The following is an 11,659-nucleotide window of genomic DNA, read 5'->3' as shown; positions in this document are numbered from 1 at the left end:
GTTTCAAGTCCTCATAACGCTTTGAAAAGAACAAAAAAACGGAATGAAATAACATATAATTAGATTATGAAACAAAGTTTACTAGGCACAAACTAAGATATGTTTAATCAAGCAGAGAGGGGAGATTCTGTTTCTTTAAAACAAGTTTATCCTCCCATTTGATTATGAACTTTCTTACCAAACATCTCTAATCTGATGACACTCTTCAAAAAATTTTTTTTAATTTAAAACAAAAGTCTTGCTTTTCTTTTTATTTGTGCTATACTTGTTCTTGTATCAGATACAAGTTATCTAAAGGAGTTTATATGGATACGAAATTTTCAGTAGCCTTGCACATCCTAACCATGATTAGTGAAAGCAAGGATACCTTAAGTTCACAAGCACTGGCTGAGAGCGTCGGGACCAACGCTAGTTACATTCGAAAGGTGATTGCCTTATTGAAAAATGCAGATTTGATTCATTCCCAGCAAGGAAAAACAGGTTATCAACTCAGTAAGTCTCCAAAGAAAATGACTTTACTAGAGATCTACTATGCTACTCAAGAAATCAATCACATTAGTTTATTCCCTGTTCATCAAAATAGCAATCCTGATTGCCCTGTTGGAAAACATATCCAAGGAGCAGTTTCACCGCTTTTCGCTAGTGCCGAATCTCAATTAGAGAAGGAATTAGCAAATCAAACTTTAGAAGATGTCATTGACAATCTATATAAACAAGCCAAACAAGTCCGAAACTGATTTGATAGCAAGTCAGTTTTTACTGGAGACAACATGAACTTGTATCAAATACAAGTCTATTGAATTATATTAAAAAAGAAAAGAGAAATCACATGAAAGTCGCTCAACACACTACTTATAATAAAAACAATATCACACTGAACATCATAGAAATCGCTAAACCAAGTATGACAGACAAAGAAGTTTTGGTTAAAGTATCTGCAGCTGGTGTTAATCCGCTAGATAACATGATCTCTCGTGGCGAGGTCAAGATGATTGTCCCTTACAAACTTCCTCAAACTGCAGGTAATGAATTCGTTGGAATCGTTGAAAGAATTGGCAAGCAAGTTGACAAATTTCAGGTAGGAGACCGTGTCTTTGGTCGTTTACCGCTTGACCATATTGGTGCCTTTGCAGAATACCTAGCTGTTGATAGCCAAGCTTTAGCCAAGGTTCCAGACTATCTCTCAGACGAGGAAGCCGCTGCTGTTCCTCTTACTGCCTTAACCATTATGCAAGCCTTGGAACTCATGGGCGCTCAAGCTGGGAAAACGATCTTTATCTCTGGTGGTACTGGAGGAGTTGGTGGGATGGCCATTCCGATCGCCAAGGCCAAATGTTTGAAAGTCATCACTAATGGTGCTGGAGATAGTGCTGAGCGAGTTTTAAAGCTAGGAGCAGACCGATTTATCGATTACAAAACAGAGGATTATACAAAAACTGTTAGCCAGGTTGATTATGTTCTCGATACTCTTGGTGGGGCTGAAACTGAAAAACAAATGTCTATTATGAAAAAAGGTGGTCACCTTGTGTCCCTTCGTGCCATGCCAAACGGTGCTTTTGCCAAACGCATGAATCTACCAAAATGGAAACAGATTATTCTTAGCTTAGCCGGTCGCAAATTTGATAAGATGGCGAAAAAATACGGTGTCCAATACCATTTTATCTTTGTAGAAAGCAACGGCGCTCAATTACAAGAAGTAGCTGACCTCTTTAGTAAATTAAAAATCAAACCCTCTATCGATACAGTTTATCCATTTGAAGAAGTAAATAGTGCATTAGACAAAGTCGCTAATGGTCGCTCGCGTGGAAAAACAGTCCTCAGCTTTAAGAAATAAAAATGGAAAACACAATGTCATATCTTACAACTAAAAATCAATACATCACTGTCCAAGAAAACCAAATCGCCTATCGCGAACTCAGCAAAAGCAAATCAAAACTACCTCTTCTGATGCTGGTCCATTTGGCAGCAACTCTCGATAACTGGGATCCAAGACTATTAAACTTGATTGCTGAAAAACACCATGTCATTGTAGTCAATCTTCCTGGTGTTGGAGCCAGTCAAGGCCAAGTGGCGCCAACCATTCCTGGAATGGCTGAGCAGACAATTGACTTTGTAAAAGCGCTTGGTTACGATAAAATCAATCTCCTCGGCCTTTCTATGGGAGGAATGATTGCCCAAGAAATCATCCGAATAAATCCTACTCTAGTCAATCGTTTAATCTTGGCTGGAACAGGTCCTCGAGGTGGAAAAGAGGTCGATAAGGTAACAGGGAAAACCTTTAACTATATGTTTAAAGCGGGACTCGAGCGCATCGATCCTAAACGCTATATCTTCTATAATCATGATGAACAAGGGAAAATCGAAGCTTTGAAAGTCCTAGGACGAATGGGTATGAGAACAAAGGAATTTGCGGATAAAGACATGAACGTATCAGGTTTCCTAACTCAACTCAAAGCTATTAAACGTTGGGGGAAAGATCCTCAAGACGACCTAACATTTATCACTCAACCAACCTTAATCGTTAACGGGGACAAGGATATGCAGGTTCCAACGGAAAATTCCTATGACATGCATGAGAAAATCGAAAATAGTAAGCTGATTATCTATCCAAATGCAGGGCACGGTTCGATCTTCCAATATGCAGAGGAGTTTTCAAAAGAACTCATTGCTTTCTTGGAGGACTAATATGGTCAAAACCATTCTAATAACAGGTGCTACTGACGGTATCGGTAAACATTTGGCAAAGAAACTGGCCAGCCAAGGTCATCATGTCATTCTTCATGGTCGAAACCCTCAAAAACTTGAGCTGGCTCTTCAAGAGGTTCGAGCAGTTTCCTTGAGAGGCAGAGTTTCTAGCTACCTTGCGGATTTTTCAAAATTAGACGATGTTTATCGATTTGTGGAAGAAATCAAGCGAGACTTTCAAAGTATCGATGTCTTGTTTAATAATGCAGGACTTTATGGAGGAAAAGAACGAAAAGTGAGTACTGAAAATGTCGAATTGACTTTTATGTTATCCGTTCTCATTCCCTATATGTTAACAATTGAGCTAAGCCCCTTGTTAGAAAAAGCGCCTGACGGTCGTATCATTAATACCTCCTCCTATATGCATCATTTTGCCAAGGTCAAGGATTTAGACTTTGGATTTGAGAACAATTATAATCTCGGATTGGCCTATAATAATTCTAAACTTTACACTATTTGGATGACACGCTATCTAGCCAGAGAGTTCTTCTTAAGAGGTTCAAACATCACCATCAATTCTTACCATCCAGGTTTGATTTCAACCAATTTGGGGAACGATTCCAGTGATGAAAAAACGAAAAAGTCTCTCTTTGGCCGCTTGATGAAGTCACTCTCTAAGAATTTAGACGAGGGAATTAAAACAGGCTACTACCTCACCTTATCAGAAGAAGTCACTGGTTTGACAGGCTATTATTTTGATGAGAAGAAAGTAAAGTTTGTATCCGAAAAAGGATATCATTTTGAAAAAGCAAAAAATTTAATCACTTACTGCAATGATAAAATTGAGTTGTTTCAAAATAAGTCCACAATATCTTAACTTTATTATGACTCGACTATCAAGAAAAAGATGATATCAAAACTTATCTATTTTCTATATCCTAAATAATTTGCCCCACTTTTGCCACGTTTTGAAATAATCACATTCAAAATTATTCCAACTATCTTCCAAAAATCGTTTATATTTCAACATTTTTGGTTAGTTTCAAGATGAAGATTTCTTAAAAATGCTTGCAGGGGGCATCTAAATACAACAGGAAAAGCCTTGATAACCAAGGCTTTTTTGCTTAGTTTCTTAGGTTATTCTGAGTCTAATATAGATGAAATTCTTTTCTTATAAGAAAAAACGCTAGATAGCGTTTTTTTATTCTTAGTTACTCGTCCAATCGAATAAACATCATTGCGTTAAGCAAAGAGATAAGAGCGACTGTATTGACATTATTAGAATAGATCAGTCTCTTATTTTCAATCGGCGGAATAATAAAATTAGAAATAATGATGTCATAAGGTGATTCTTTTAGAGCATCAAGGGATAACTCTAATTCACTCCAAACTTCCAGTTCAAAATTGTTACTGCAATAGTAAGCAAGTGTCTCAGCTACTGATTTTGCATGATACTGATCAAAATTACTCATGACCAAAACCTTTAATTTAGGTTGATTTTGTAAAAGATTTAGCACCAAGTGTTTGCTATGAGTGATAAAAGTATAAGACAAATGATTGACCTTCATTGAATTACGATCCATATCCAAAGCCTCTAGATAGTGTTCAATCCCTTCCTTCACCTCTGAAACAAAGCGAGGGAAAATATTTTGAAAGTTTTTGATTGTATTGCCTTTTTGATCAAATAGGATAAACTCTGTCGATAATTCCTGGCGATGCAGATGTGCTGTATTATGCAGATGCCAAATCAGATTGTCTCTATTGTCTACTTGGAGATTATAGTCTCTTGATACCTGATCTACTAGTTCTCCCAATAACTGATACGATTTTTTTACATAGCTGTCTGTTTTTGCATGGTTCAGAAATACTTCTTCATCTATGAAAAACATTTTTTGAAAATAGGATACAAATAGTTGACCTATCACTTCTTTATTCAGAGAGATACGATATTCAGAATCAAAGCTCGCTACAATCTCTTCGATGCCTTCTGCCTGCATAAACGATTCCAACAATTGATTGTTAAAAGAGTCTCTCTCAACTTCCATGAAATGACCAAACTTTATGCGATATAAATTTGTAACCAGAAGTAATTTTAACATTCTGTGAGTTGATAAATTCATCGGGAAAGAAGTTGCTTTATAGACTAATTCCAATAATTGAGACAAGGGTTCTTGAGAAAAATCTTCAAAGGGCCATTCAAGGAAATAATATTTCTCTGAAAAATACTGGGCAAAAAAGTAACGGATATCAATCTCATTTCCAGTGATTCGAACTGGATTGAGGCTAATTTCAAAACGATATTGTTTCTTAATAATTTTATTAATATGACTGATGATACGATAAAGAGAGGAAGAACTGATATAAAACTCTTTGCAAATACTATCAGTATCACATCCTTCATTAAAGAAGACAAATTCTAAAATTGAAAAGTGGGTTGAATGCTTAAAAAAATGATGATAGACCATCTCAATATCACTATCATCGGTATTAATGATACGGATGCCGTTTGTTGAAGAATGAAATATCAAGTCAGGAAAAGAAGATCTGACATGGGACAAGTCATCTTTTACAGAACGTTCTGCACAGTGCAATAATTCTGCTAGTTCTGAAATATGAAACCAGCGCTTGTTTTCAAACAGTAATTCTAATAATTCTAATTGTCTGTGACTTTTTTTCGATAATAAATCTCTCATGAATAGCTTTTCTCTCTTTATAATAAACTAAACGATTGCCTATCAATCTTCATGCAATTATACCATATAGAGTGCATTTATCCTCTTACAACGACTTTTGCTTGTCATCAAAAGACTAGTCTAATCCCTTAGAAACCCAGTAGCATCAAGATTTTCTTATTTATTTGTACCTGTGGTGTGTTTTTATAATACGTAGTTTGAGACAAATTATTACCCTTCCATATTTAAATATTATATAATTAATTCAATCAAAGAAATTGGTTTTCTGAAATTGATTCTTTGATTTAGAAATAGAAAAGGAGGATACACTATGTTGTGGTCCATTATTGTAGGAGGTCTTATTGGTCTCATCGCAGGTGCAATCACTAAAAAAGGTGGTTCAATGGGATTGATTGCAAATATCTTTGCAGGTCTTATCGGTTCGTCTGTAGGGCAATCACTTCTAGGAAGCTGGGGACCTTCATTGGCTGGAATGGCTATTATTCCGTCAATCGTAGGTGCAGTGATTGTTGTTGCAGTCGTTTCATTTCTATTTGGTAAAAAATAAGCATTACCTAATAGAACATTAAAAGTGATAAGCCATAATTTTGAATACTTTAGACGGGTAAAATTATGGTTTAAAGCTTTTCATTTGAAAGGATTTAATATGTCAAAATCAAAGAAAATATTGTTACTTATTTTCTGTATTTTAATCTTGGCTATTTTCCTTCCTATTCTCATAGATTATCATCAGGTCAGTGATTTAGGAATCCACTTATTCAGTTGGAGAGAACTCTACGCTGAATTCCTGATTGCTAGATATGTCTTTTGGGGGACACTTGTCCTATCTGTTTTAGTGTTAATTTCAATCTTAGTGATACTCTTTTATCCTAAACAATATCTAGAGATCCAATTAGAAACTCAAGAAGATACATTAAAACTAAAAAATTCAGCTATCGAAGGCTTTGTTCGATGTTTGGTTATTGATCATCAGTTGATGAAAGAACCAACGGTCCATGTAAATAGCCGCAAAAATAAATGTTTCGTTTATGTTGAGGGCAAAATTCTTCCTTCGGACAACATCTCAAAACGATGTCTTGTCATTCAGAATGAAATAACTCATGGATTAAAGCAATTCTTTGGTATTGAACGTGAGGTAAAACTTGAAGTTAAAGTAAAAGAAGTTGAACCTCGAAAAACGACCAAAAAGACTGTTAGTCGTGTAAAGTAAGGAAGTAAAAATGGAATGGTTTAAAAAATATCAGTATCCAATTATTGCAGGTTTAGTAGGTGTCATTCTCGCTTGCTTTATCTTATCCTTTGGCTTTTTCAAAACACTCTTTGTACTAATTTGTGGAGCCCTAGGAGCATTTGCTGGATACTATGTTAAGGAAAAATATTTAAATAAATAAAGGAGTCTCGTATGTCAAACGTAGATAAAAATGTAGAAAAAAAAGATGTCGCTGTTGTTTCTCAAGATGTTAAAGGGGAACTCACTTATGAAGATAAAGTCATCCAAAAAATCATTGGTCTTTCACTTGAAAAAGTACCTGGACTTTTGGATGTTGATGGAGGCTTCTTCTCTAATCTAACAGAAAAAATTATCAACACAGATAATGTCACTCATGGTGTCAATGTTGAAGTTGGGAAAGAACAAGTTGCAGTTGACTTGAACATTGTTGTTGAATACCAAAAGAATGTCCCTGCTTTGTACAAGGAAATCAAAGATGTTGTCGTGTCACAAGTTACAAAAATGACTGATCTAGAAGTTGTTGAAGTCAATGTGAATGTTGTCGACATCAAAACGAAGGAACAGCACGAAGCAGATTCAGTTAGCCTTCAAGACCGAGTAACGGACGTGGCTTCTTCAACAGGAGAATTTGCTTCAGAACAATTTGAAAAAGTGAAATCTGGTATCGGTTCAGGTGTTGCTGCTGTTCAAGAAAAAGTAGGCGAAGGTGTTGAAGCCGTTAAGGGCGAAGCAAAGGAAAATGCTCGCGTACACTAATTCATCTGATCAAAATCAATCAATTTAAAGGAGGCAGAATCATGTCAACAGAAGAAAAATTAAACCAAGCAAAAGGTTCCATTAAAGAAGGTGTCGGCAAAATGATCGGCGATGAAAAAATGGAAAAAGAAGGAGCAGCTGAAAAAGTTGTTTCTAAAGTAAAAGAAGTTGCTGAAGATGCTAAAGATGCTGTCGAAGGCGCTATTGAAGGTGTTAAAAACATGCTTCACAAAGATGAAAAATAAGGCTAAAAGTTAGCTGACCTTTTCATCTATAGTAGTCAAAAAGAGGACCGTAAATGTCCTCTTTTTTGTAGATCGGATTCTAAACACGCTTCCCATTTTTCGTTAAAAGAGATTCTTAACAGGAAAAGCCTTGGAATCAAGGCTTTTTTGTTTACTTAAAATAATATCTCCCTTTTAAAGAAAGAACATTTAAAAGCTTACACACTACTAGACGTGCTTACTTATCCACCACCTGAGCTTCAAATTGGGCTGGTTGGTTGTCTACATTGGTAATGGTTATCGTGTAGGGCTTGTTATTGGTGGCATCAAACACTTTTTCACCTTGGTAACTCACAACAACTCCATCTTTTTCTAAATAAATATCTGCTTGATTGTTTGGAAGTTCTTCATCCTCCTCATCGAAACCATGGCTTTTTGTAATTTTTTGTCCCTCTACTTCATAGTAAACATCACCATTACTCTCACTCCAAACACTAGAGCCAGTTAATTTAATTCTGCTTGAATCATTTTTCTTCAAGATGAAGATTGAATAGTATTCCAGATCTTGTGTTCTGGGGTTTACTTTTAAGTTGACGGATTGACCTGGTTGAAGAGTGTATTTGCCATAGTTCAAAACGGAAAAGACAAACCAGACTAGCAGCAAACTATACAAAACTCCTATAATCATTCGTGAGCGCCTACTTTTAAACAAACGTAAAAGTAACACAAAAGAGACAATAAAGAGCAATTCTGTAAACATTCTTGTCCCTCCTTTCTCATTATCGTTGAAATCCTAAACAGAATCTCGCCTCCATTTCTCACTAGTAACATCAACCATACAAAGTCTGATACATCTTATCTAGAAAAGCTTTCAACTCTTTTCGAACAATCTTTAATAAGCGTTCTTCTTCGGCTTGAGATATCATCACACTTTCTTTATTTTGATTACTAATATAAGAATAGTATCTACGTTTTAGGGTTAATTGCTTATCTAAAATATAGTAGGCATTTATTTTTTCCTCATTTACCATTGTTTCAAATATAACAGAGACTTCATCCCTGCCAGGATTCAACATTTTCAAATCAATGTCTCCTTTTATCCCTATGGAGTCAATTCCTCCATCCAAGCGGATAGCACCGTCGGGAGGAACAATATAGCCTGCTTTTCGCATATCAGACGCATATTTCCCTGAATCCATTAAATGTTGTAAGACAGCTATAGCGTCCTTTTCTTCAAAGGAGGTCTTTAATTGGAAGCGTTCTTGGTGGCTTTGATGCTGAAAATAGAGAGTGATACCAACAACTAAGGCAAGTACAGAAGCAAGCAAGATTCGTATTTTTCTAGGTCTCGACATGTTTATCTCCTCTATCTAAGAAATCATAGAAGTCTTGTTTCTAACTTTGAAAGAGAACTTCCTTTTCCTTAAAAATCCTTGGGAATCTAACTCAAGTAACTGTTATCTACCCTTTTTCATAATGTATTTTCGTCTAGGTACTTCAACCATTCGAACGGTTTCAAATCCTTCTTTTTGGTAAAGCTTGTAAGCTGTTTGATTTGCCTCGTAGACATTTAGTGAAAGAGTATCTATGTCTTCATTTTCAAAGGCCAAACTAACAAATTTTCTTAAAGCCTGGCTACCTAATCCCTGCCCCTGCTTCTGGGGGTTGATAAAAAATCTCCCGATATGAAGATTCCTGTCTTCTAGTCTGATTTTCTGGATAAGCCCTACAAACTCTTGTCCATCAAAGATTGAAAAGATTCCTTCCAAATCTTGCAAGACTTGAATTGTCAAGGGAAAAGGAATCATTGTTCCCATCCATTGTTCTTGAAAGGATTTGCCAAGGGAGTTGGACCATTGGCATACGTGCTGAGCATTTTCTGTGCTCATATTTTCTTCAAAACGAATCATCATCTTGACCTCACCATCTTATCAATGTTTCTTTATTATACTACTTCTCTTATTTTTTACGAATAGATAAGTATGATTGATCTTTATTTTTTTCTTGTCGGGAGCATTCTCGCTTCTTTCTTGGGTTTGGTCATTGACCGTTTTCCTGAGCAATCCATTATTCGACCAGCTAGCCACTGTAATTCCTGTCAGACTCGCTTGCGACCGCTAGATTTGATTCCTATCCTTTCGCAGGTGGTCAATCGCTTTCGCTGTCGCTACTGCAAGATTCGCTATCCGTTCTGGTATGCCCTCTTTGAATTGGGCTTGGGGTTACTTTTTCTGGCTTGGTCATGGGGCTGGATTTCCTTGGGTCAAGTCATCCTAATCACTGCTGGCTTGACCTTGGCCATCTACGACTTTCGCCATCAGGAATATCCCTTACTAGTCTGGATGACTTTCCATCTAGTCCTAATGGCCTATACTGGTTGGAATCTGGTTATGGTCTTCTTTCTTGCCCTTGGAATTTTAGCTCATTTTATCGATATCCGCATGGGAGCAGGGGATTTTCTATTTCTGGCTTCTTGTGCTCTCATCTTTAGCGCGACAGAATTACTCATCTTGATCCAGTTTGCTTCTGCGGCAGGGATTTTAGCCTTTCTTTCGCAAAAGAAAAAGGAAAGACTTCCTTTCGTGCCTTTCCTCTTACTTGCTGCGACTATAATAATTTTCTATCAGTTCTTATTAGTTTGTTGAATTGGGAACCCAAAGCTCAACTTCTGCATCCATGGGATTACCGTTTAAAAGTATTTCTAAGATAATTCCATCATTGTAAAGCGAACTATATTCTCCCTCAAAAAAGTTATCCTCCAATTTATCAAACAAGAGTCTTGATTTATCACCACTGGCTGAGCTTACTAAATAATCTTTCTCTGGGACAAGAATGCTTTCGTAACCTGCCACAGCATCATTTGCCGCAACTCCTGCGTAGTATTGTATACCATCTTTATGAGGAACTATCAAAGCATAGCCTCTTTTATCTAGAGAATGGGGCATCAATTTTCCTAGCATTCCTTCTTTAAATAACTGAGTATAGAATGCCGTTTTCTCTTTAGAATAGTGATGTTCATGAACTGTAGTTCCTTCTATCAAAATACTCTTGCCAACTAAGGTAAACGATGGTTTAGTTTGATGTTTCATTATATGAACTCCTTTCTTTATGGTATAATCATAACGAAAGTAATATGACAACTATCTGTCATATTTAAGGAGAAAATTATGAAAATTGACCGTCAAATGGGGATTATTTCTCATTTAGCAAATAAACGAAAAACAACAGCTAAAGAATTATCAGAACTTTTTAAAGTCAGCACACGAACTATTATGAGAGATATTGATGATTTATCTCTTGCAGGCATTCCTCTCTATGTAATGAAAGGAAAAAATGGAGGCATTTTTCTTATGGAAGACTTCCAAACTGACAAACCTCCCCTGACCCAATCCGAACGGCTTTCTATCGAATCTGGTTTAAAAAGCCGTTATCAAGTATTGGAAGATGCCTCTACTTTCAATGCTATATTGAAATTAAATGCTACCAATACATACTCTGATTTCGAAATTGATTTATCTCTATCTCAAGGGAACTTGGAAATACGAACTTTGATTTTTAAGTTATTGGAAGCTATCAGAGGTAGAGTAAAAATAAAATTTTCCTATATTAATTCACAAGGACTGGTGAGTCAAAAAAATTGTGAGCCTTACCGTATTGTCTATAAGGACCGGAGTTGGTATATGGATGCCTACGATACTGATAAAGCGCGTTTTTCTGTTTTTAAAGTTGCTAGAATTAGTGAACTTACTCTCTCCGATACTTTTTCAAAAAGACATTTTACACCACTTCCCTATGATGGTGGTGCTTGGATGAATGAAAACAAAGTACCTGTCATCCTGCATGTCCAGAAAATTGTTCTTGATCGATTTGTGGAACTCTTAGGCTATAATGCCATAAAACCTATTAATAGCGATATTTACGAGATTACTTATCCGTTAAACGACAATGATTGGGGATACAATACCTTGCTTGCTTTTGGAAAATACATCACTGTTATATCTCCTAAGCATTTCCTGAAACATTTCACCAACTATATAGATACCATTCATAAGCAATACCCAAACTAATAT

At 36.2% G+C, this 11,659-nt stretch carries 16 protein-coding genes; 11 read left to right on the top strand and 5 right to left on the bottom strand.

What is annotated here, in order from left to right:
* The first annotated feature begins 305 nt into the window (after positions 1–305).
* The 4 genes from HMPREF2766_RS05295 (at position 306) to HMPREF2766_RS05280 (ending at position 3,562) form a co-directional block, all read left to right on the top strand.
* The gene (locus HMPREF2766_RS05295) at positions 306–737 is read left to right on the top strand and encodes an Rrf2 family transcriptional regulator (protein ID WP_033584335.1); all 432 of its coding nucleotides are present in this window, start codon (positions 306–308) and stop codon (positions 735–737) included.
* Positions 738–829: 92 nt separating this feature from the next.
* The gene (locus HMPREF2766_RS05290) at positions 830–1,834 is read left to right on the top strand and encodes an NADP-dependent oxidoreductase (RefSeq protein ID WP_042768731.1); all 1,005 of its coding nucleotides are present in this window, start codon (positions 830–832) and stop codon (positions 1,832–1,834) included.
* A gap of 14 nt (positions 1,835–1,848) precedes the next feature.
* Positions 1,849–2,685 carry an alpha/beta fold hydrolase gene (locus HMPREF2766_RS05285; protein ID WP_042768777.1) on the top strand — a complete coding sequence of 279 codons (837 nt, stop codon included), beginning with the start codon at positions 1,849–1,851 and terminating at the stop codon, positions 2,683–2,685.
* Position 2,686: 1 nt separating this feature from the next.
* Complete coding sequence (locus HMPREF2766_RS05280) at positions 2,687–3,562, top strand: SDR family NAD(P)-dependent oxidoreductase (protein ID WP_042768732.1); 876 nt, start codon at positions 2,687–2,689, stop codon at positions 3,560–3,562.
* 334 nt (positions 3,563–3,896) lie between these two features.
* Here HMPREF2766_RS05280 and HMPREF2766_RS05275 read toward each other — a convergent pair whose 3' ends face one another.
* A complete protein-coding gene (locus tag HMPREF2766_RS05275; protein ID WP_070568237.1) occupies positions 3,897–5,378 on the bottom strand; it encodes an AcpB/EbpR/MafR family transcriptional regulator in 1,482 nt (493 codons plus the stop codon).
* A 310-nt stretch (positions 5,379–5,688) separates the two neighbouring features.
* Between HMPREF2766_RS05275 and HMPREF2766_RS05270 the strand changes: the two genes are divergently transcribed.
* The 5 genes from HMPREF2766_RS05270 to HMPREF2766_RS05250 all read left to right on the top strand — a co-directional run bounded on the left by HMPREF2766_RS05270 (position 5,689) and on the right by HMPREF2766_RS05250 (position 7,610).
* The gene (locus tag HMPREF2766_RS05270) at positions 5,689–5,925 is read left to right on the top strand and encodes a GlsB/YeaQ/YmgE family stress response membrane protein (protein ID WP_000964741.1); all 237 of its coding nucleotides are present in this window, start codon (positions 5,689–5,691) and stop codon (positions 5,923–5,925) included.
* Positions 5,926–6,024: 99 nt separating this feature from the next.
* Complete coding sequence (amaP, locus tag HMPREF2766_RS05265) at positions 6,025–6,588, top strand: alkaline shock response membrane anchor protein AmaP (RefSeq protein WP_070568234.1); 564 nt, start codon at positions 6,025–6,027, stop codon at positions 6,586–6,588.
* A 10-nt stretch (positions 6,589–6,598) separates the two neighbouring features.
* Positions 6,599–6,769 (top strand): DUF2273 domain-containing protein, encoded by a 171-nt coding sequence (locus HMPREF2766_RS05260; RefSeq protein WP_000454669.1) that lies wholly within the window; start codon positions 6,599–6,601, stop codon positions 6,767–6,769.
* Between the two features lie 11 nt (positions 6,770–6,780).
* Positions 6,781–7,365 (top strand): Asp23/Gls24 family envelope stress response protein, encoded by a 585-nt coding sequence (locus HMPREF2766_RS05255; protein WP_000072931.1) that lies wholly within the window; start codon positions 6,781–6,783, stop codon positions 7,363–7,365.
* Positions 7,366–7,406: 41 nt separating this feature from the next.
* Positions 7,407–7,610, top strand: coding sequence for a CsbD family protein (locus HMPREF2766_RS05250; RefSeq protein WP_000102420.1), 204 nt, complete (start codon positions 7,407–7,409; stop codon positions 7,608–7,610).
* Between the two features lie 217 nt (positions 7,611–7,827).
* Here the strand turns inward: HMPREF2766_RS05250 and HMPREF2766_RS05245 are convergent, their stop codons facing one another.
* From HMPREF2766_RS05245 to HMPREF2766_RS05235, 3 genes are all read right to left on the bottom strand, one after another.
* The gene (locus tag HMPREF2766_RS05245) at positions 7,828–8,349 is read right to left on the bottom strand and encodes a hypothetical protein (protein ID WP_070568232.1); all 522 of its coding nucleotides are present in this window, start codon (positions 8,347–8,349) and stop codon (positions 7,828–7,830) included.
* Between the two features lie 70 nt (positions 8,350–8,419).
* Positions 8,420–8,944, bottom strand: a complete 525-nt coding sequence (locus tag HMPREF2766_RS05240) for a thiol-disulfide isomerase (RefSeq protein WP_070568229.1) — start codon at positions 8,942–8,944, stop codon at positions 8,420–8,422.
* Between the two features lie 102 nt (positions 8,945–9,046).
* Positions 9,047–9,502: a GNAT family N-acetyltransferase gene (locus HMPREF2766_RS05235; protein ID WP_070568226.1), complete on the bottom strand. Its 456-nt coding sequence runs from the start codon at positions 9,500–9,502 to the stop codon at positions 9,047–9,049.
* 69 nt (positions 9,503–9,571) lie between these two features.
* On the opposite strand from HMPREF2766_RS05235, the gene HMPREF2766_RS05230 reads away from it, so the two are divergent.
* Complete coding sequence (locus tag HMPREF2766_RS05230) at positions 9,572–10,234, top strand: prepilin peptidase (RefSeq protein ID WP_070568223.1); 663 nt, start codon at positions 9,572–9,574, stop codon at positions 10,232–10,234.
* On the opposite strand, the gene HMPREF2766_RS05225 is transcribed toward HMPREF2766_RS05230, so the two are convergent.
* Positions 10,223–10,678 carry an effector binding domain-containing protein gene (locus HMPREF2766_RS05225; protein WP_142350307.1) on the bottom strand — a complete coding sequence of 152 codons (456 nt, stop codon included), beginning with the start codon at positions 10,676–10,678 and terminating at the stop codon, positions 10,223–10,225. The genes HMPREF2766_RS05230 and HMPREF2766_RS05225 overlap by 12 nt on opposite strands.
* A gap of 78 nt (positions 10,679–10,756) precedes the next feature.
* Here HMPREF2766_RS05225 and HMPREF2766_RS05220 point away from each other — a divergent pair, with 78 nt between their 5' ends.
* Positions 10,757–11,656, top strand: a complete 900-nt coding sequence (locus HMPREF2766_RS05220; protein ID WP_070568217.1) for a helix-turn-helix transcriptional regulator — start codon at positions 10,757–10,759, stop codon at positions 11,654–11,656.
* Positions 11,657–11,659: the final 3 nt, after the last annotated feature.

Origin of the sequence: Streptococcus sp. HMSC076C08, from assembly GCF_001810825.1 — a bacterium.
Lineage (GTDB): Bacteria > Bacillota > Bacilli > Lactobacillales > Streptococcaceae > Streptococcus.
This window is presented reverse-complemented; position numbering and strand designations above follow the sequence as displayed.